This window comes from Lactobacillus iners DSM 13335 (genome assembly GCF_000160875.1).
GTDB lineage: Bacteria > Bacillota > Bacilli > Lactobacillales > Lactobacillaceae > Lactobacillus > Lactobacillus iners.
Map to the genome: position 1 here is coordinate 52,517 of NZ_GG700809.1, position 21,534 is coordinate 74,050.

Below are 21,534 nucleotides of genomic sequence, written 5' to 3' on the forward strand. Positions count from 1 at the left end.
TCGAGTGAAAATGCTTTCTCTTCTTGTTTTTTTGGCTATTTTTCTATATCATGTTTTGTGATACAGTTATGTATTACAGTAAAAAATTAGAAGGAATTGTTCCCTATAATGAAAAAAATGATTATTCATGGTGGAAAGCCCTTAAAGGGCGACGTATGGATAGGTGGAGCAAAAAATTCAACAGTAGCTTTAATTCCAGCGTCAATACTTTCTCGTACGACCGTTGTTTTAGAAGGTGTACCTCGTATCGCTGATGTAGATAATTTGATGGATTTGTTAGGTGAAATGGATGTTAAATGTAAATTTGAAGAAACTACATTGACCATTGATCCTGAGAATATTAAGCGTAGTCCATTGCCAGCAGGCAAGATAAAGTCTCTACGTGCATCATATTATTTCATGGGTGCTCTTTTGGGTCGCTTTGGAAAAGCTGTTGTAGGATTCCCAGGTGGGGATGATATTGGGCCTAGACCGATCGATCAACATATCAGAGGATTTGAAGCATTAGGTGCTAATGTGGAAAATGAAGATGATAAAATTATTATTACAGCTCCTGAAGAAGGGTTAAGGGGTGCAAAAATATCTCTAGCTATGCCTTCCGTTGGTGCCACTATGAATATTATTATGGCATCAGTAACTGCTAATGGACAAACTGTAATAGAAAATGCAGCTAAAGAACCTGAGATTATTGATTTAGCCATATTTTTAAATAATATGGGTGCAGTAATTAGAGGAGCAGGTACTGATACGATTAGAATTAATGGTGTCAGTCAGTTAAAGGCAAAAGCTTCACATACGATTATTCCAGACAGAATTGAAGCAGGTACATATATTTCTTTAGCAGCTTGCATTGGTAATGGTATCAGAATTCATAATGTAATTACGGAACATTTGGATAGTTATCTTGCTAAGATTGAAGAAATGGGCGTTGTAACGGATGTTGATGAAGATTCAATTTTTGTTTATCCAGCAGGCGATCTTAAGATGGTTCAAATCAAAACTGAACCGTATCCTGGTTTTGCTACAGATTTACAACAGCCAATTACACCACTTTTATTAACTGCTAAAACTGGCGAGGGTATAATAATTGATAATATATATCCTAAGCGTGTAGGGCATGTGCCCGAGTTGCGAAAAATGGGTGGCGAGATTTGTGTGGAAAATAATATTATTTTGATCCACCCTAGTTCTAAATTAAAAGGTATGGATGTTAATGCTGGTGAAATTCGTGCTGGTGCTGCTTTAATGATAGCAGGCTTGATGGCTGATGGTGAAACTGTTATTCATAATGCAGGCAACATTTTGCGAGGATACGATCGTGTTCAAGATAAGATTCGTAAGTTGGGTGGCGATATAACTGTTGTTGAAGAATAATTAAGCTTACGAGTAAACAAATCCCCTATTTTCTAAAATTTTTCGAGAGGTAAATATTATGTCAGAATTATTAGGTGAGTTCTTCGGTACTATGGTCATGGTGGCTTTAGGTGTTGGTACTGGAGCAGCTGTTAATTTAAAGAAAAGTTATGCTAAGAATGCTAATTGGTTTTATATTATTTTTGCGTGGGGTTTAGCTGTCACATTTGGAGTTTATGTTGCTGCTAATTTCGGCTCTAAAGCCCATTTGAACCCTGCTGTTACTCTTGGTATGGCGGTTGGTGGTTATTTCCCATGGGACAAAGTTTTTACGTATATTGTAGCTCAATTTATAGGTGCTTTTTTTGGCGGATTGATTCCATACATACATTACTATGCCCACTTTAAAGAAACCAAAAATGAGGCTGAGGGTAATCATGTAGGTATTTTTGCTACAGGTCCAGCTACTAATAGTCCAATCTTTAATTTCATAGATGAAACAATTGATACTTTTATTTTTGTATTTGTATTAATTCATTTGGGTAATTTCGGAGAAGGATTAAAACCATTTATTGCAGGATTTTTAGTTATTGTTATTGGATTAGCCTTAGGTCCTACTACTGGATTGGCTATGAATCCAGCTCGTGATTGGTCACCAAGATTAGTTTATACAATTTTCCCAGTTCCATATAAATCTACAGCTAATTGGAGTTATGCATGGGTTCCTATGTGTGGTCCCCTTTTAGGTGGTATTTTAGCAGCTCTCTTGAACTATAGCTTGCAAAACTATATTTTATAATTTTATCTAATAAAAAAAGCAACATTTTAAAATGCAATGTCATTAAGTTAAGATATTGACGAAAATAGAGCTTGATGAACCGAATAATTTTGATTCGGTTCTTTTTCTTTTTAAAAGAAAAGTGAGCAGAGTTTTTGTCTTTCTGCTCACTTTCGTCATATCATTGGTCTTTCATAGAAAATTGTGGTTCTTATGAAATACCTTCACTTAACTATTATTAAACATATCGATAAATGCCTTGAAAAGCGTTGCTGAATTCGTCAATGTCTTTCTTGATGTAAGAAAGGTTATAGCATGGATTTTTTTACTTGCATAGATTTTTTTGAAATTTTATTTTAATTTTGTAGTGCTAGCACTAATTAGTGTTTATACTATAGAATTTCAGTACTACAGAATAGATCTAAACTAAATGTATTTCTCTATCAAAGAGACTGTACATTTCATCATTAAAATTATGAGCTATAAAGATCACAGTATATGGACTATTTAATAACTTCTTTAAAATATCGAGCGTTGCTTTTTTATCTATAGCACTAGTGCCTTCATCAATTAAAATAAAATCGTCATCGTGAATGCAAGCCCGAGCTAATACTATTTTTTGTCGCTGACCTCCAGAAATATTTAATTTTTGCAAATTTAATTTTGTCTTTAGGCCTAATGGCATTTTTCTAATATCAGATTCAAAAGAAACGTCTTTAACATAATCTAATACTTTATTTTTCAATTTCGAATTGAACATTGTAATATTATTTTCGATACTATCAGGAAATAATATTGGATCTTGTGGGATATATCTTATCTTAACCTTATTAATTTTAATATCAGCACCATATTTATTTTTAAAATTGATCGTACCAGTATGAAGTTTAATTTTACCAAGAAGTACTTTAAATAGAGTGGTTTTTCCAGTTCCTGAGTCACCAGTTAATAAAACTTTTTCACCAGATTTTATATTCAAATTGGGAAACTTTATTATTTTCCCATTAGAAAATTTTACTGACACGTTTTTTGTAGTCAAGCTAGCTGGAGACTGTAAAGTACCTATATGCTCAACTACAGCTGTATCCGCATTAACCTCATTGCTTAAACTATCTACTGAATGAATCTGTCCTAATTCAGTTGCAAGCATTTTAACTGACATATTGATATAGGAGCTAAAGCTTTCAACAGTTACTATTACACCAAATACAACAGTATGGTTTGTAACTAATACGGCCGTAACTGCTAATAAAGCAAATTGCAGCAGTGCTGAAGTAGCCTTATTCAATACAGCTAAACCTTGCATAGTACTTGTTCTTGCTATATTTGCACTTTCTAATGTATCAGATGCATTATCCATAATCCTAGAAAGCTGTGCACCCACTGAAAACCTTTGAAGTACCGACAGACCATCTAACCATTTTTCAGCTGTATCTAAATACTGCTTATTTGCTTGAGATAGCTTTAGAGCAGCTGCTTGCATAGCGGGACGAAGAAATTTAGGCAAATAAAAGCTGAGCGTTCCCAATATCAAAACGACAATTAATAGACTCCAATGAAACAGCAACAGCCCAATCGAGGCAAAAATAATTTGAGCTAAATAGTATGGAATATCTGTATATACTGCTAGCTTTGAATCTTTTATTAAGTTCAGATCGTTAGTTAAGCGATTCTGAACTTCGGCAGCATTATGTGCTTTATTATCATAAAAATAATGGTTTACTATTTTAAATCTTATTTTATGATTATATTGCTGAATTTGTTTTTCAATCCAATACTGACAAATATTAAGACTAGCATAACTTATAATAAATAAAATTAAAGATAGAGTAATCAGAAAAATAAATTGTTGCCATTTTCTGTTTTTAATGGCCGTTATTTGATATGTATTAATATAGCTGACCCCAATTATTAAACCAGAAGTTAAGAATTCTAGAACTAATAGCGATATCATTCTTATTCTATTAACAGCATATATATCTTTAAAAGACACTTATAATCACCTCTTATTATTTACAAGCTAATCTTTCTACTAAATAGTTTTTCCATATCTTGAGTTAAATTATGAGCTATTACAATAACTGTCTTATTCGATGATACTAAGTTTTTTAGAATACGATAGCTACTTCTTGAATCTATTGCACTAGTTGCCTCATCAGCTAAAATAATAGAAAAATTATGTATCTCATTACGAGCTAAAATAATTTTCTGTTTTTGCCCTCCAGAAAAATTAATCGTGTCTAAATCAATTTTTGTTTCAAATCCGTTTGGCATACTAGCTATATCTTTACTTAAATCATTGTTTTCAATAGAATTTTTTACCTGCTGTTTCAACTTATTATTGAACATAATAATATTGTTGATAATAGAAGTAGGAAAAAGCTTACCATCCTGAGGAATATAACCAATTTGAGCATAATCTGGACTAATTTTTTTACCATATTTATCTTCAAAAATAACTTGTCCCGTAGTTGGGTACATTTTATTAAGAATTAATTTAAATAGCGTAGACTTACCAGTACCACTATCTCCACTAAGCAACACTTTTTCGCCTTTTTTAATACGAATATCTGGGAAGTGTATTGTTTCTCCATTTTTAAATGAAATGCTTAAATCATGTGTACTAATTGAGTATATTTCATCAGTATTAATTTCTTTATGAGAGGGGATTACCTTTTGGGACTCAACAATTTGTTTGTTAAGCTCTTGAACTGATTGAATTCGTGTTAACGATGTAGTAATTGGCAACAAACAATTTAAAATCATAGAGGAAAAGTTACCGGCTGCTATTATTACTCCGAAGGTTACTTGATGATTAAAAAATAAGATTGCTGCTAACAGAGTAATCGCAATTTGAGAGAAAGAATTGGCACATCCGTTAAGAAAATCTGCAATAGAAATTACTTTTTTTCTTTTTACGAAGCTTGTTTCTAGATTTTTACTAACTTCTTGCATGACTAAGTTTAGTTTATTAAAAGCAGTATACTTTCTTAATTCTTCTAAGCCATTAAACCATTCTTCAATAGCTAACAAATATTTACTATTTCTATTAACCACTTTTTGCGTTGCATTAGAGGCTCTTTGTCTTGTAAAACGAGGAATGTAAAGTGTAATAACTGATAGAATTAATGCCAATAATGTAAGCATCCAATTCATTAGAAGAAGGCTGCCAATAGACGTAACCAACAAGAAACTTGATTGAATAATACTTAAAGACTTATCGGCATAATTTTTAGTAAGCACTTGTAAATTACCATTTAATTCATTTTCCATTTCAGCCACTTTAAGTGCCTTGTCATGAAAGTATTTGCTTATTAATTTATGTCTAATACTGTGAATATATTTTTGAGTTTGTTTACTAAAAAGATAGGTAGCTAACGAGCTGAAAATGTAAGAAACGAATGAAAGGAAAACACTACTGGCAATAATTATCAAAAAACCTATGAGAATATTTTTAACTAATTGATTATAGGCAAATTGTATAATATATGAGCTTGTTGCAGATCCTGCTGCAAATAATAGCTCTAAAACAATTATTACAAAGAATAAGAGTAAATTAGTTTTAATTAATTTTTGAAAACTCATCTTTAATCACCTAGATCCTATAATTATTTTTAATAATATCGGCTTTTTCTAAGGGGGACGGATAAATATATATCTGTCTTTTTAAATCAGCTTGCAATTTTGAAGTTGATACACCAGATCTATTAAAAGAATCTAACATTTCAATTTGTCTAGCAAAAGGATCATCAGAATGATTTGCTAATAAATATTGTTTCTTTTCATTAGCCTTTTCCATAAAAAATACTTCCTTCCAATAAAAAGATATTTCTTTCTAAATGGATGTAGTTCATTTGGAAATTAAGGTAATAATATTGCCTTTTTATTAATTAGTCAACGCATTTTTTAATTTTTTATATTATTCTTCTTCATTTAATACTTGTTATTTGCTAAAAATGATTTTAATTAAGTAGTGCTAGCACTATAGAATATTACCAAAGAAAGTTTCTTAGTTCATAATAATTTTTGTAAGAAATTGAAACTACTGTGAGGTGCAAAATGACTAAAATTATAACCTTTGGTAACTTCCATTCACCCAATGCAACGTTTAAATTACTATGGAGTAACTGGAATTACTAATGACAGTTGTTACGATGAAAAAAGTATTTGAAGTTTATAAGCAAGTTGTAAATGATCTCTATTATGACCACCAAAATGTAAATCTAGTCCTTTAATTTCAAGTTTATTTAAACTTCCGAGTTGCTTTTTAATTTCTTGACGTTGTTGCTTAGTTAAAGTGAGTGGCTGCATAAAAATAACGTAGCAGTCATATAAACTGCTACGCTAAAAAGTCTAACTTTTTGGGGTCACATCAATTTTAAAATGTTGCTTTTTTTATTAGCTACAAGCGAATTATTTTATTGTTGATCATCTTTTGCTTCAATTTTGGATATTTTGATTTCGTTAGTAGGTGTTTCAGCTTGTTTTGATGGTTTTTTAGCTAATTTCTTAAGATTTTTAAAACTAACTACTATTTTTCCATTAAGATCACTAACATTTGTTTCATCTTCTGGTTCATAGGATGTAATAGATAATAATACTGAGTTTTCGTATATTTTTTCTACTTTACCTTCAAATGGCTTGGATATTTCTTCATCAGATTTTGCACCTACGATAGAATCTATTTTGATATCGCTTTTTTTCATGAAAAACACTCTTTCCTTATTAGTATGATATCGTATACAATAGTGAAATAATATTATAAAAATCAAGCAATTTCAAGCAATAGGAGTATATTTTGAAAAAAATCATTATCATTGCTGGCCCTAGTGGTGCTGGTAAGACCACTATATCTAATTATTTGCAGGAAAAATACAATATACCACGAGTTTTAACACATACTACGAGACCGCCGAGGGCAGGCGAACAAAATGGCAAAGAGTATTATTTTGAGACCGATAGTAGTTTTAGTAAACTTCATCTATTTGAAAAAGTAGAATATGGCCATTATCAATATGGCTCAAGTCAGGAGTCTCTACAAAAAGCTTGGAGTCAACATGATTTAGTTTCTATCATACTTGAAACCCAGGGTGTCAATTCGTATTTTCATAAGCTACCGATTGATAATATTTGTTTTATTTATATTACAATTAGTGATCATTCTAAATTAATGCAACGTTTGATTGGGCGAGGGGATGCTCCTATTGAAATAAATAAAAGGATTAATAGTTCAGAATTTAAACGTGATTTGCAATTGCATGGCGTTTTAAAAAAGTATGCTCATATTGTAGTCAATGATAATTGGCAAGATACTAAAGGAACTATAGCAAAGTTGATTGATCAGATACAACATTAGTGGTTTTTTGAAATATTTATTACATAATTTTGTAATCAATGTGCTTTAATTCTGTAACATGGATGTAATACTAATCAGATACAATAGTCATTGTAATAAATTAAGATTTTAAAGCGACAGAGAGTCGCAGGAGGAACCTGATTTGAAACCACTTATGTCTAGATTATTTAAATTCACTTTGGCTACAACTATTGCTGTGACTGGTGTTGTAGTATCTAATTCTTTAAAACCAGTTAAAGCAAAAGCTGCTGGTGTTATAGCTAAGGTTAATTATGTACCTGGTTATGGCATAGCTGTCTGGAATAATATAAATGGCGGACATACTACTGGTCAGTATTTACCTCATGGAAGTAGATGGGTAGTTGTTAAGACTTCTTATGATAAACAAGGTAGATTATGGTACGATTTAGGCCACAATCATTGGGTATTAGCTTCATATACTGTTTCTGATTCTACACCTGTTTCTCAATCTGCATCAGCTAACACTAGTGTAAAAGCTAGTGCACAAGCTATAATTAATTTTGCTCTTAAACAACAAGGCAAGCCTTACGTATATGGTGCTGCAGGTCCTAGTGCATTTGATTGCTCAGGCTTAACTTCATACGTTTATAAGCAAGTTACAGGTCGTTATATTGGTAGAACTACTTATAATCAATTGAATGCTGGTACACGAGTTAGCGTTAGTCAATTACAACCAGGTGACTTAGTATTTTGGGGTAATTATCATGTTGGTATTTACATCGGCAATGGACAATATATTCACTCACCACAACCTGGACAAAGTGTTACTGTAGCTAATATTTCTAGTTATTACTACCCTTCATACGGTGTTCGTGTACTTTAATTCTTAATTGCATATATTTAAAAGGTATCAAGTTGTTGATGCTTTTTTTGTTTTCTTAGTGCTTCAATTTATGACTACTAATTTTTTATATATAATAATTTAGCTGAACTACGTGATATAATAACTTAATAGAGTAAGGCAGAGGAAGTAATTATATGCGTAAAAAAGCACGTAGCTATAAATTTAGTCTGATTATTTTGCTACTTCTTTCTTTTTTATTGGTTATTTTTTTATTAATTGCAAATAATAAAAGAAAACATAATCGAATTAAGCAAATCAATCAAACAGTTATATATAATAAAACTCATTTTAATCCATGTGTAAAAATATATGGCGTAGATGTTAGCAAATTAACAATTGATCAAGCATATAGAAAAGTTAATAAAAAAGCTGTTAATGCATTAATGATTGACGGAAGAGATATAAAGTTAATTAGAAAAGATTTCGAAACTATTACTCGAAAAAAAGTTGAAGATTATTTTAACGAACAAAAGACAAGATTGCCTAATTATCAAAAATATATTTTTCGTAATAAAGAATTATTGGATTTAAAAGGTAAAGCCAAAAATATAGCTGATGCCAAAGTAGTATTTGAAATTTTGGGTAAAAAATACATTTTCTCAAGAAAAAAATATTATCCAAAAGTTGAATGCTATAATAAGGCATTTCATTTTTTAGATGATAGTTTACTGAAGGCTAGGATAGAAAGACTTAATCAAGAGTATAGCACTTTGCATAAAAAGTATCATTTTGAAACTCCTGAACATGGTATGATTTTGGTAAGAAATGAGAGTTATGGATGGGCCATTAATTCTAAACAGTTAATTGAAGCTATTAAATCTGCATATATTAATAAACATTCTGTATTAAAAGGTCACAATTTTGTTTATGGTATTGGATATAGCTCATATGGTAAAGGATATGGTAAAGGTAATAATGGGTTAGGCAACACATATATTGCTGTATCTATCCCTAATCAAGAAGCATGGTTTTATAAGCATGGCAAGTTAGTTCTTAAAATTAACAATATTGTCACAGGAACTGCTGCAAATAAGTTAGATGCGACTCCAAAAGGCGTTTGGTATATTCATTATAAGCAGTCACCTAGTGTATTGCGTGGTAAAAATAGTGATGGAACACCATATGCATCTCGTGTTAGATATTGGATGCCATTTACTTTGAGTGGATGTGGACTGCACGATGCTGCTTGGCGAACCGATTGGAGTAAAACTGCTTATATAAAAAATGGTTCACATGGATGTGTTAATATCAAACCTAGCTTGATAAAAGCTGTTTGGAATGTAGTTGAAAAGGATGAACCTGTAGTTATTTATTAGAGAGTAGGATAGTGTTGGTGGAATATTTTTTTAGACATGTACCTGATGGAACAACGAATTTTAACATGGCTTCTGTTTGGATAGCATTATTTATATCGGTTTTATTGGTTCATAAATTTCGTTATAGTAAGCTTTTGCTAAATTTTGTGTTTGGTTCTATGCTTTGCTTACAATTATTGTTGATATATTGGTATTACGGTGAGCCTAGTACCTTTTTACATGAAGGATTGCCTTTATTTCATTGTAGAATTGCTGAAATTATGATTCCTTTAATGTACTACATGAATCAAAAAAAGATAGCCTTTTATTTTTCATGGTTAGGCATAATAGGAACTACTCTTGCGTTTACAATACCTGATCCTTCTAGGTATGTTTGGCCACATATTACTAATGTTACATATATTGGTTCACATATATTATTAATGTGTGCAAGTATTATGGTAATTGAAAATGTCGAAACTGGGCTAAGAAGTATTGATATTATGAGCATCACATTGGCAATGAACACTTTAGTATTAGCAGTAGATTTGTTACTTAAAGCAAATTATTGCTACTTGATGCAATTGCCATTTAAGTTATGGTTTACGCCTAATGGTGTCATAATTTTTATAATAATGACATTTTTATTGATTTGTAGTATATCTTTTCTACAAAAAGAATATGAAATAGCTTGTAAAAGAAATCTAGCTAAAAAAGCTACGATAAAAGATGATACAGATTACTTACAATAATAATAATGTAATCAGTGTAAGCCATTGCCCTAAGAATAAAAAGGGCAAGAAAGGTAATGATCTATTATTTTTATTGTGAAATATTATATATATTAAGGCAGTGCAACATGCGATTAAAAGGATATGTAGTGATATACCTACTCCATATATTCCGCAAAAAATAATGAAGTAAAATAAATCGCCACTGCCTATTTTTTTACTCAAAATTAAGATAAAAAATACGAAAAACAAGATGAGGAAAATTTTCCATTCCCCTGCAGTGAAAGCACCAAAACTATTTTTCCATTCTATGATTAAGCTGATTATAGGGATGATAGCTAATAATAAATAAAATTCTTGGTTAAAGAAATCACTGATAATAGCGTATGAAAAAAATCCCGTAGAGAGGATTAATATTATCTTGGAACATAAAATATAAGGTAGTGACAGCCAAATTATACTTAATTGTCCTAATAGCAGAATCAGAATTAAAATATTATTTTTGTAGTTATTTTTCATAAATTACCTCGTTATCTATAATGCATAATTTATTACGCAAAATTAGTATAAATATATAAAAAAGTGTTGACATATTAGTCTCACATGCATTATTCTATTAATTGTGCATATATTATGTTTGGGGGTTAAAAAAGAAACTCCCGGATGTGTGAACAATTAGGAGGAAAAATTAATGCCAACAATTAACCAATTGGTTAGAAAAGGCCGTCATTCTAAGACGACTAAATCAAAGTCACCAGCTTTGAATTATGCTTATAATAGTATGAAAAAAGAAATGAATTATGATCCAGCACCACAAATGCGTGGTGTTGCAACTCGTGTAGGTACTATGACACCTAAGAAACCTAACTCAGCTTTGCGTAAGTACGCTCGTGTGCGTCTTTCTAACTTAGTTGAAGTTACTGCTTATATTCCTGGTATTGGTCACAACTTACAAGAACACTCAGTTGTATTAATTCGTGGTGGTCGTGTAAAAGACCTTCCTGGTGTTCGTTATCATATTATTCGTGGTGCATTGGATACTGCCGGTGTTGACGGAAGAAAACAAGGTCGTTCCAAGTACGGTGCAAAGAAAGACTAATAGGAGGAATAATCAATGCCTAGAAAAGGTAATATTGCTAAGAAAAATGTTTTAGCAGATCCAATTTACAATTCAAAATTAGTTACTAAATTGATCAATCACTTAATGGTTGATGGTAAGAAGGCTAAAGCTTCATCAATCCTTTATGATGCATTTGATATCATTAAGGAAAAGACAGGCAAAGAACCAGTAGAAGTCTTTGAAGAAGCAATGAACAATGTTATGCCTGTATTAGAAGTTAAAGCACGTCGTATAGGTGGTTCTAACTATCAAGTTCCTGTAGAAGTACGTCCTGAAAGAAGAACAACTTTGGGATTAAGATGGTTGGTTTCTTATTCTCGTTTGCGTAATGAACATAATATGGATGAGCGTCTTGCTAATGAAATTATGGATGCAGCAAACAATACTGGCTCAGCAGTTAAGAAGCGTGAAGATGTGCATAGAATGGCAGAAGCTAACCGTGCATTTGCTCACTATCGTTTCTAATCAGTTAGTTTTTAAAAGGAGTAAAAAAATTTATGGCTAATAAACGTGAGTTCTCTTTGGAAAAAACACGTAATATTGGTATCATGGCTCACATTGATGCTGGTAAAACAACTACTACTGAACGTATTTTGTACTATACGGGTAAGATCCACAAAATTGGTGAAACACACGAAGGTGATTCACAAATGGACTGGATGGAAGAAGAAAAAGAGCGTGGTATTACTATTACATCTGCAGCTACCACTGCTCAATGGAAAGATCACAGAATCAACATTATTGATACCCCAGGACACGTTGACTTCACTATAGAAGTAGAGCGTTCTCTTCGTGTTCTTGATGGTGCTGTTACTGTTCTTGATGCACAGTCAGGTGTTGAACCTCAGACAGAAAATGTTTGGCGTCAAGCTGAAACTTATGGTGTACCACGTATTGTTTTTGTTAACAAGATGGATAAAATTGGTGCAAACTTTGACTTTTCTGTTAAAAGTTTACATGAACGTTTGAATGCTAATGCTCATGCTGTACAAATGCCAATTGGTGCCGAAGATCAATTTGAAGGTGTCATTGACTTAATCGAAATGGTTGCAGATGTTTATGATGAAGATCAACTTGGTGCTAAATGGGAAACTATTCCTGTACCTGATGAGTACAAAGAAGAAGCAGAAATGCGTCGTGCAGAGTTGATTGAAGCCGTTGCAGATGTTGATGATAACGTTATGGAAAAATATCTTGGCGGTGAAGAAATATCAAATGAAGAATTAAAGGCAGCTATTCGTAAGGCTACTTTAAACTTGGAATTCTTCCCTGTTTTTGCTGGATCAGCATTTAAGAACAAAGGTGTTCAAATGATGTTGGATGGTGTTATTGATTACTTGCCATCTCCAGTTGATGTTAAACCATACGTTGCTCATGAACCAAAGACTGGTGAAGAAGTTGAACTTCTTGCAGATGATGACAAGCCTTTTGCAGCACTTGCATTTAAGATTGCAACTGACCCATTTGTAGGTCGTTTGACATTTATACGTGTATACACTGGATCATTACAATCTGGTTCTTATGTATTGAATGCTTCTAAAAATTCTCGTGAACGTGTAGGTCGTTTGTTACAAATGCATGCCAATACACGTCAAGAAATTCCTGAAGTTTTCTCAGGTGATATTGCAGGTGCTATCGGTTTGAAGAACACTACTACAGGTGATTCTTTAACTGATCCTAACCATCCACTTATTTTGGAAAGTTTACAAATTCCAGATCCTGTTATTCAAGTTTCTATTGAACCAAAATCTAAAGCTGATCGTGACAAAATGGATGTAGCTCTTCAAAAACTTACTGAAGAAGATCCAACATTCAAAGCTGAAACTAACCCTGAAACTGGTCAAACTTTAGTTGCTGGTATGGGTGAATTACACTTAGACATTCAAGTTGAGCGTATGAAACGTGAATTTGGTGTTGAAGCTACTATTGGTGAACCTCAAGTTGCATATCGTGAAACATTTACTAAAGTTGCATCAGCACAAGGTAAATTTGTTCGTCAATCTGGTGGTAAAGGTCAATATGGTGATGTTTGGATTGAATTTACTCCTCAAGAAGAAGGAAAAGGTTACGAATTCGAAGATGCCATTGTTGGTGGTGTTGTTCCTCGTGAATACATTCCAGCAGTTGATGCCGGCTTGCAAGAAGCTATGAAGAATGGTGTATTAGCAGGTTATCCATTAATTGATGTTAAAGCAAAATTATATGATGGTAGTTACCATGAAGTTGACTCCTCTGAAGCTGCATTTAAAGTTGCTGCTTCCTTGGCACTAAAGAACGCTGCATCTAAAGCAGGTGCAGTTGTGTTGGAACCAATTATGAAAGTTCAAGTTATAACTCCTGAAGAATACTTGGGTGATGTAATGGGTTCAATTACTGCTCGTCGTGGTACTATGGAAGGTATGGAAGATAGAGCTGGTGCTAAGGTAATTAACTCCTTTGTTCCACTTTCTGAAATGTTTGGTTACGCTACTACTTTACGTTCTTCTACTCAGGGTCGTGGTACATTTACTATGGTATTTGATCACTATGCACCAACACCTAAGTCTATTCAAGAAGAGATTATTAAAAGCCGTGGCGGTAATGCCTAATGATGTTTAAGAAGCCTAAAATGCTTTTTAAATAAAATTATTAAAAATACACGATTTCTTTCGAAAAGTTGAGATCGTGTATTTTTTTATAAAATATTACCTGAGGTGGATTTTATATTTCTTAAATTGCATATAATGTGTTAAAATTGTATGCAAAGTTTTATATGGTATGGGTGAATATTTTGACAAAAAAATCAGAGCAACAAAAGGAACAAGAGCATTTAGATCATGTTTTATCTCTAATTCAGGATCGAATTAAAATAGTTGAAAAATCAATAAGTGGTGCACAATCTGAGGCACAAAATTTAAATGCCCACTTTTTTGATGATTTAAAGTTAGACTACGATGGATATTCTACTTCGATGGAAACAGCTTTATCTATTCATCAGCAACAACAATTATTGGAAGAACGACAAAATGCGTGGCAGCATGCTACTAAGCAGTTATCTACATTACAGCGATTAAATAAAAGACCTTATTTTGCGAGAATTGACTTTCAGGAACAGAATGAGAAACCCGAAACTATATATATTGGCTTAGGTTCGTTTGCGGATAAAAATGATCAATTTTTAATTTATGATTGGCGAGCTCCAATATCATCTATCTATTATGATGGAAAATTAGGATCAGTTACTTATTATGCTCCTGATGGTGAGCAAGAAGTATTGATGACTAAAAAGAGACAATTTTCAATAAAAGATGGACAAATAATTAATATGTTTGATACCAATGAATCGATTGGCGATCAAATGCTAATTAACGTTCTGAACGAAAAATCTTCTACGCAAATGAAGTCTATCGTTACAACCATTCAACGAGAGCAAAATAAAATTATCAGAAATACTACTGCTGACTTATTATTTGTACAAGGCTCAGCAGGTTCAGGTAAGACGAGTGCAATTTTGCAGCGAATAGCGTATTTGCTTTATAGATATCGTGGTAATTTGGTATCGAGTGATGTAATAATGTTTAGTCCTAATCAATTGTTTAATGACTATGTTAAGAATGTTTTGCCAGAGATGGGAGAACAAAATATGGTGCAGATGACATATAGGCAATTTGTCTCGAGAAGGGTACCAGCTTTTAAAGTTGAATCTTTATTTGATCAATTTGAAGATCAAAATAAAAATCCTAAGATTGCTAAATTAAAAGATTCTTTAGAATTTTTTGAGGCAATTAATCATTATAGTAAACATTTGATCAAACATGGTGTTGTTTTTAAAAATATATATTTTAAGGATAAAGAAAAACCCTTTTTTGACAAAGATTATATTAAAGATATCTACTATAGTTTCAATGAAAATTACAATTTGCGTAATAGAATCGAAGCTACTCGTGAAAAATTAGTTGCTAGGTTAAATGAAAGTATATCAGCTGAAGCTAAAAAAGCCTGGGTTGCTAAATATTTAGAATCAATTAGTAAAGAAGAGCTCAATAAATTATATGATAGACCAGATCAAGAATTTGCATCTAGTACAGAAGAAGAGCGTTTTTTATCTAAGAAAATCGTTATAAAGAGTCTTAAGCAGGTATTGCGTAAAGTCAATGCTAATAGTTTTTTCAATATCCGAGCTCAATATTTAGCATTTTTACGTGCTATCCCTAAAATGATAGATTTACAGCAATATGGAATTTCGGAAAATGAATGGTACGATCATATTGAATTAGTTAAACAGAACTTTGTGCATAAGCAAATTAAAATTACGGATATATCATCATATCTATATTTATATGATGTAATAACAGGCCGCAGAGTAAATTATGAAATGAGATATGCTTTTATTGATGAAATTCAAGATTATACACCATTTCAATTGGCATATTTAAAATATAATTTTCCACGTGCAAAATTTACGATGTTAGGCGATTTAAACCAAGCTATTTTTACTAAAGACGATAGCTTAACCCTGTTAGATAAAGTCAAGCAATTATTCATATCAGAAAAAATAGAATTAATAAAATTAACCAAGTCTTATCGTTCAACGAAACAAATTACAGATTTTACCAAACAAATTTTAAAATCTGGTGAATTAATAGAAGCATTTGATCGTAATGGAGCTAAACCAACAATTTGGCATTGTGATAATGCAAGTGCAGTACATAAAATAAATGACATTCTAATAGCTAATAATCAGGAAAAATTGACCACGGCTATTATTACTAAGACTCTTGAAGAGGCACGTGATTTAACTACTAAATTAAAAAGTGAATCAATCAAGGTGACATTAATTGCTACAGCTAATCAAAGATTAGTTCCAGGTGTATTAGTTATTCCTTCATATTTAGCTAAGGGATTAGAGTTTGATGCTGTAATTGCTTGGCAAGTTAATAATACTAATTATCATAAAGAGGATGAACGGCAGTTATTGTATACCATTACATCTAGAGCTATGTATAAGTTAGATTTAATTTATACAGATGAATTGAGCGATTTGTTGCGGGAGATAAAAGCTGATACCTGTAAATGGAGTTAATTGCATCAGTTATCAGATAAAATAACTTTTATTTTTCTATTTTATATGATAGGCTAGATTAGGTTGGTTTCAAAAGAAGGTGAACTATTGGAAGAGGATTATATAAAAATAACTCCTGAGATGTGGCGACATTGCGTGTCACCAGGGGCTAATAGTTTAGATTTTTTGATTTTACTGATTGAAAAATCTTATACCAATTATTTAAATAAACAAAAGAATAATTTGCAATTTGTAACCAAATCAATAGTTAATCCACCTTTTGTAGTAGCAGTTACAGGTTCAGTTGCATCGGGAAAGTCTACTTTGAGTAAAAAGCTAAAGCTTGCCTTGCAAGAAAAATATGGCAATGATAATGTAGATCTTGTTTCTATGGATGGATTTATTATGTCCAACGCAGAGTTGGATGATAAGGGGTTAATGTCTCAGAAAGGTTTTCCTAGCTCGTTTAAATGGGATGCTATAGTTAATTTTTTGACTGAGATTAAACGAAGGCGTCCCAAAGTACCATATAGATTATATTCTCAGACTATTTCTGACTTGGTGCCAGATAAAATTGCTTATGTTAAACAGCCAGATATATTATTGGTTGAGGGAATAAATTTATTACAAACTTATGGTAAACAAAAAGTTTTGACGGATTTTATTGATCTTAGTATCTATTTAGATGCTGATGAATCATTACTTGAATCTTGGTTTATGGACCGCTTTCATCAACTTTTAGTAGTTAATGCTAATAGTCCTGATAATTTCTTTTATAGGTGGGTTAAGATGCCCACTACAGAGGCTGACCGATTAGCACATCAAGTTTGGCGTGATGTAAATTTGAAAAATCTACATGAATATATTTTACCAAGTAAAGAACGTGCAGATTTAATTGTTAAAAAATGTAGAGATCATATAATGACTGATTTTTATATAAAAAAATATTAGGAGAAATGTATAATGACAACAGCAATAGAATTAAAAAAAGGTATGATTTTTAAGCAAGATGGTAAATTGATAGAAGTATTAGTAAGTAACCATCACAAGCCTGGTAAGGGTAATACAGTTATGCAAATGGATTTACGTGATGTAATGTCAGGATCTGTTGTACATAAAACAATGCGTCCAAGTGAAAAAGTTGAGTTAGTTCATGTTGATTTAAAAAAAGCACAATATCTTTATGATGATGAAGTAAACTTTATTTTTATGGATACTGCAACATATGAACAATATGAAATTCCTAAGGAGCATTTGTCAGAAGAAAGTAAATATTTATTACCAAATATTAATGTTGATTTGAAATTTACAGATGAGGGTCAATTGATAGGTGTTGGTCTTCCAACTACTGTTAATATGAAAGTAGTTGAAACTCAACCAGGTATTAAAGGTGCTACTGCTGCTAGTGGTGGTAAGCCTGCAACTATGGAAACAGGATTAGTTGTGACTGTGCCTGATTTTATTAATGAAGGCGATGAGTTGATCATCAATACTGATACTGGTGAATATAAATCAAGAGCGTAATATATTTTTAAAAAGTGAGTTCCAAAAATTTAGATTTTTGAGCTCACTTTTTTGTAAATTGATAGAAAAAATAGTTTTATATTAATATTTGACAGGTGCTATATAATACATAATATAAATATTTTTCTATTTTGAAATAATATGGGGGAAGATGCTATGAACGATATTGACACTGCATATATAGAGCAAAAATTTGTTGAATATTGTAAAGTGAATACACGCTCAGATCCAAATAACAATTGTGTACCTACAACTAAAGGGCAAGTAGAATTGTTAATGATTATAAAAAATGAGTTGCAAGAGTTAGGTTTAACAAATATATCATATAGTGCTAAAGATTCATATTTAGTCGGATTACTACCTAGTAACACAGCTACGTTAACTACTGCAGTTGGTTTTGTAGCTCATGTAGATACTGCTGATTATAATGCCGAAAATGTAAAACCACAAATTTATCGAAATTATGATGGTAAAAAAATTTATTTGGATCCTCAAAAAGATAGAGTGTTAGATCCTGCTGAGTTTCCTAGTCTTAAAAAACATATAGGCGAAACTTTGATAACAGCTTCTGGTAGCACTTTATTAGGTGCTGATGATAAAGCTGGTATAGCAGGATTGTTGGGTATGTTGAAATATTTTAAAAATCATCCTAATGCTGAACATGGTGATATCTGGGTAGCATTTGGTCCAGATGAAGAGATAGGACAAGGAGCTAAGCGGTTTGATATTAGTAGATTTCCTGTTGAATTTGCATATACATTAGATAATGGTGATCCAGGCGATATTGCATATGAAACCTTCAATGCAGCTAGTGCCACATTACAATTTAAGGGAACGATTGTCCATCCTGGAGAAGCTTACGGCTTGATGGTGAATGCCACTACTATGGCTAGTGAATTTATTGAATCTTTACCTAAAGATCAAGTTCCGGAAAAAAGTAAAGATTTTGAGGGATTCATGATGGTTCTTTCCAATAGCGGTGATGTTGGTTATGCCAAAGTTGAATTGATTATACGTGATTTTGATACTGATTCTTTTTTAGCTAAAAAGCAAATGCTCATAGATTTGGTTGATGCATTTAATAAAAAATATGGTGAGAATCGTGTAGAAATTTCCATGCATGATCAATATAAAAGTCCAGGTGATCTGATTAAACAATATCCTTATGTAGTTAACTTGGTGTTGCATGCGTATGAAAAAATGGGGTTAGTTCCTAAAATAATCCCATTTCGTGGTGGAACTGATGGCGATTTTATTTCTGAAAAGGGCATACCAACTCCAAATTTGTTTAATGGTGGTGCTAATTTCCATGGACCATATGAATATGTAAGTGTTGAAAGTATGTCTTTATTGTCAAAAACTTTAATAACAATAGTTCAGTTGCATCTAAAAATGTGTGATCATCGTGATAATACGCCTTTAAAAAGAAAATACTAAAATTATGGAGGTGAATTAAATGGCACGGAGAAAAAAACCTCAAAAAAGAAATGATTTATCTAGGTCTATATTTTGGATAATATGTATTATTTTAGCTTTTACTTTCTGGGGTACTAAACGGAGTGCTTATCATACACATACTGATAATTATCGTACACAATTTAATAAACAGGTACCATCTTCTTCACATAGAGATAATTCGCCCAAAATTAATGCAACTTCAGAAATTCCAGCTGCAAAAATTGCTAAATCAGCATATGGTGGGTTAGATGATAGTGATTATCAAAAATTAGCTGCATGTAATTTTAAAAGTGGGGATGCAGCTTATGTATATGTTAATAATAATCACTCGACGCTAATCAAGAATGCATGGAAAATTAATAAGGTTATATACTCAAATTTAGATTCATTAAATCGGACATCTCATTCAAATACCGCTTTTTTAGAATCCCGAAATGTTGCTAATGATAGTTTGCGAGTGAGACAATTTATTAATCCAACAGGATGGCATTCGAATAGACAAAATACTATGCGGACTCAGATATATAATCGTGGTCATATGATAGCATATTCTGTTTCTGCTGGTATTGATCAATCAGGAAGATATAATCCTAATAATCAATCAGGAGATCAAAATAATATAAAAAATTTGTTTACACAAACAGCATTTTCTAATCAAAAAATTCAAACTATTTTTGAAAGTAAAGTCAGAAAAGCCTTGCGGATGGGGCAGAAAGTTATTTTTCAAGCAACCCCCATTTTTCGTGGTAATGAATTAATGGCTCGAGGTATTAATTTACAGGCTATTTCAGTCAATGGTTGGTTAGATTTTAATGTGTATATTTTTAACGTTCAGCCAGGGTATACCTTTGATTATGCAACTGGTAGAGCAAAAGTTGCTCGTGATTTTTCTGTTGGTTGGGTAAAATAAAAAACATCCTAATGTTGATATTAATTAACATCGGATGTTTTTTTATATAAATAACTAAGTTTATTAGTTTTTAGAACTAGTGAAGTAGCGGTAGTCTTTACTCTTATCGTAAATTACACCACGTGCATTTTCTCCATTAGATACACTAAATACAGCATCAGGATATTGTTCTTTTACTTCATCTTCCATAAATGAGCGAATCATTGCATTATTAGATAATACAGAACCTGTTAAAGCAATGCGCATTGGCTTTGGATCCTGATATCTATCTAAACACATTAAAATATCACGTGCTAAAAGATGTGCTTGTTCTTGAATGATATCACGTGCTTCTGCATCTCCGCTATCAGCTAATTTAGCAATTTCTACTGCATAAGAAGCTACTTGAGGGCTAGTCATTGTATAGAATTTAGCAGGTGCATCATTCATATTATCCAAATTCCAAATTTTAATGAACAAATCAATAAGTGAACTTGGTTGACGTTGATCCCATTTTGAAAGTGCAGTGACTAATGCGGCTTTAGTGATAGCATAACCAGAACCTTCATCGCCAAGCAAAGAACCATATCCACCTACTGTAATCAATGAGCCATTTTGACGACCATTGACAACAGAACCGGTACCTGCAATAACTAAAGCTCCATCGGTACCTTCTAAGCCGTTATATAAAGCTAATAAAGAATCTGTTATAGCACGGGTAGGAATATTACCAACCATTGATGAAATTGTAGCCGCAACTTCTGGTGCATTACCTACTACTGATAGACCGGCAATACCAGCTAATATTTTGATACAATCTCCATCAATTTTATTACGTAATTCATTAATTGCAACAGTTATATTTTTAATACCTAAGTTGTAATCATTGTTAATTTGACCAGGACCAGATTCAGCTCGCCCAAGTTCTTTTCCTTGTTCGTCGTACGCAATAGCAGTACTATGAGTACCACCTGCGTCTATACCTATCATATATTTAAACATTTATATTACCTTATTCTATAAAATTTTTTTGTTAACGCATACACATTATATTACATCTTTCTAAGATAGGTCTAGTCTATAAAAATTTTCATAAAATGTTACCGATAACCTTTTGAAACTTT

General features: G+C 32.1%; 20 protein-coding genes. 14 read left to right on the plus strand and 6 right to left on the minus strand.

What is annotated here, in order from left to right; genetic code table 11:
• Nucleotides 1-108: 108 nt before the first annotated feature.
• Together murA and HMPREF0520_RS04665 are read left to right on the plus strand one after the other, a co-directional pair.
• Nucleotides 109-1,374: a UDP-N-acetylglucosamine 1-carboxyvinyltransferase gene (gene murA / locus HMPREF0520_RS04660; RefSeq protein ID WP_006729759.1), complete on the plus strand. Its 1,266-nt coding sequence runs from the start codon at nt 109-111 to the stop codon at nt 1,372-1,374.
• Between the two features lie 55 nt (nt 1,375-1,429).
• Nucleotides 1,430-2,152 carry an MIP/aquaporin family protein gene (locus HMPREF0520_RS04665; protein ID WP_258003331.1) on the plus strand — a complete coding sequence of 241 codons (723 nt, stop codon included), beginning with the start codon at nt 1,430-1,432 and terminating at the stop codon, nt 2,150-2,152.
• A gap of 400 nt (nt 2,153-2,552) precedes the next feature.
• Here the strand turns inward: HMPREF0520_RS04665 and HMPREF0520_RS04670 are convergent, their stop codons facing one another.
• From HMPREF0520_RS04670 to HMPREF0520_RS04685, 4 genes are all read right to left on the minus strand, one after another.
• Nucleotides 2,553-4,124, minus strand: a complete 1,572-nt coding sequence (locus tag HMPREF0520_RS04670; RefSeq protein ID WP_006729761.1) for an ATP-binding cassette domain-containing protein — start codon at nt 4,122-4,124, stop codon at nt 2,553-2,555.
• Between the two features lie 20 nt (nt 4,125-4,144).
• Complete coding sequence (locus HMPREF0520_RS04675) at nt 4,145-5,716, minus strand: ATP-binding cassette domain-containing protein (protein ID WP_006729762.1); 1,572 nt, start codon at nt 5,714-5,716, stop codon at nt 4,145-4,147.
• Between the two features lie 10 nt (nt 5,717-5,726).
• A complete protein-coding gene (locus HMPREF0520_RS04680) occupies nt 5,727-5,930 on the minus strand; it encodes a hypothetical protein (protein ID WP_006729763.1) in 204 nt (67 codons plus the stop codon).
• Between the two features lie 619 nt (nt 5,931-6,549).
• Complete coding sequence (locus HMPREF0520_RS04685; RefSeq protein WP_006729765.1) at nt 6,550-6,837, minus strand: DUF2187 domain-containing protein; 288 nt, start codon at nt 6,835-6,837, stop codon at nt 6,550-6,552.
• Nucleotides 6,838-6,929: 92 nt separating this feature from the next.
• On the opposite strand from HMPREF0520_RS04685, the gene HMPREF0520_RS04690 reads away from it, so the two are divergent.
• The 4 genes from HMPREF0520_RS04690 to HMPREF0520_RS04705 all read left to right on the plus strand — a co-directional run bounded on the left by HMPREF0520_RS04690 (nt 6,930) and on the right by HMPREF0520_RS04705 (nt 10,399).
• A complete protein-coding gene (locus HMPREF0520_RS04690; RefSeq protein ID WP_006729766.1) occupies nt 6,930-7,487 on the plus strand; it encodes a guanylate kinase in 558 nt (185 codons plus the stop codon).
• A 142-nt stretch (nt 7,488-7,629) separates the two neighbouring features.
• A complete protein-coding gene (locus tag HMPREF0520_RS04695) occupies nt 7,630-8,331 on the plus strand; it encodes a C40 family peptidase (protein WP_006736444.1) in 702 nt (233 codons plus the stop codon).
• A 155-nt stretch (nt 8,332-8,486) separates the two neighbouring features.
• Complete coding sequence (locus tag HMPREF0520_RS04700) at nt 8,487-9,668, plus strand: L,D-transpeptidase family protein (RefSeq protein ID WP_006729768.1); 1,182 nt, start codon at nt 8,487-8,489, stop codon at nt 9,666-9,668.
• A gap of 17 nt (nt 9,669-9,685) precedes the next feature.
• Nucleotides 9,686-10,399, plus strand: coding sequence for a TMEM164 family acyltransferase (locus tag HMPREF0520_RS04705; RefSeq protein WP_006729769.1), 714 nt, complete (start codon nt 9,686-9,688; stop codon nt 10,397-10,399).
• Here the strand turns inward: HMPREF0520_RS04705 and HMPREF0520_RS04710 are convergent.
• Complete coding sequence (locus tag HMPREF0520_RS04710; protein ID WP_006729770.1) at nt 10,391-10,897, minus strand: hypothetical protein; 507 nt, start codon at nt 10,895-10,897, stop codon at nt 10,391-10,393. The two genes, HMPREF0520_RS04705 and HMPREF0520_RS04710, sit on opposite strands and share 9 nt — an antisense overlap.
• Nucleotides 10,898-11,069: 172 nt before the next feature.
• On the opposite strand from HMPREF0520_RS04710, the gene rpsL reads away from it, so the two are divergent.
• The 8 genes from rpsL to HMPREF0520_RS04750 all read left to right on the plus strand — a co-directional run bounded on the left by rpsL (nt 11,070) and on the right by HMPREF0520_RS04750 (nt 20,431).
• Entirely contained in the window at nt 11,070-11,477 is a 408-nt protein-coding gene (gene rpsL, locus HMPREF0520_RS04715; RefSeq protein WP_006729771.1) for a 30S ribosomal protein S12, read from the plus strand.
• Between the two features lie 15 nt (nt 11,478-11,492).
• Nucleotides 11,493-11,963, plus strand: a complete 471-nt coding sequence (gene rpsG, locus HMPREF0520_RS04720) for a 30S ribosomal protein S7 (protein WP_006729772.1) — start codon at nt 11,493-11,495, stop codon at nt 11,961-11,963.
• Between the two features lie 32 nt (nt 11,964-11,995).
• On the plus strand, nt 11,996-14,086 hold the full coding sequence (gene fusA / locus HMPREF0520_RS04725; protein WP_006729773.1) for an elongation factor G: 2,091 nt from the start codon (nt 11,996-11,998) through the stop codon (nt 14,084-14,086).
• Between the two features lie 182 nt (nt 14,087-14,268).
• Nucleotides 14,269-16,560: an RNA polymerase recycling motor HelD gene (gene helD, locus HMPREF0520_RS04730; protein ID WP_010222326.1), complete on the plus strand. Its 2,292-nt coding sequence runs from the start codon at nt 14,269-14,271 to the stop codon at nt 16,558-16,560.
• Nucleotides 16,561-16,647: 87 nt separating this feature from the next.
• On the plus strand, nt 16,648-17,490 hold the full coding sequence (gene coaA, locus HMPREF0520_RS04735; RefSeq protein ID WP_010222328.1) for a type I pantothenate kinase: 843 nt from the start codon (nt 16,648-16,650) through the stop codon (nt 17,488-17,490).
• A 12-nt stretch (nt 17,491-17,502) separates the two neighbouring features.
• On the plus strand, nt 17,503-18,063 hold the full coding sequence (efp, locus tag HMPREF0520_RS04740; RefSeq protein WP_006729776.1) for an elongation factor P: 561 nt from the start codon (nt 17,503-17,505) through the stop codon (nt 18,061-18,063).
• 156 nt (nt 18,064-18,219) lie between these two features.
• On the plus strand, nt 18,220-19,500 hold the full coding sequence (gene pepT, locus HMPREF0520_RS04745) for a peptidase T (RefSeq protein WP_010222330.1): 1,281 nt from the start codon (nt 18,220-18,222) through the stop codon (nt 19,498-19,500).
• 19 nt (nt 19,501-19,519) lie between these two features.
• Entirely contained in the window at nt 19,520-20,431 is a 912-nt protein-coding gene (locus tag HMPREF0520_RS04750; RefSeq protein WP_006729778.1) for a DNA/RNA non-specific endonuclease, read from the plus strand.
• Nucleotides 20,432-20,494: 63 nt separating this feature from the next.
• Here the strand turns inward: HMPREF0520_RS04750 and HMPREF0520_RS04755 are convergent, their stop codons facing one another.
• Nucleotides 20,495-21,412, minus strand: coding sequence for an N-acetylglucosamine kinase (locus HMPREF0520_RS04755; protein WP_006729779.1), 918 nt, complete (start codon nt 21,410-21,412; stop codon nt 20,495-20,497).
• Nucleotides 21,413-21,534 lie beyond the last annotated feature (122 nt).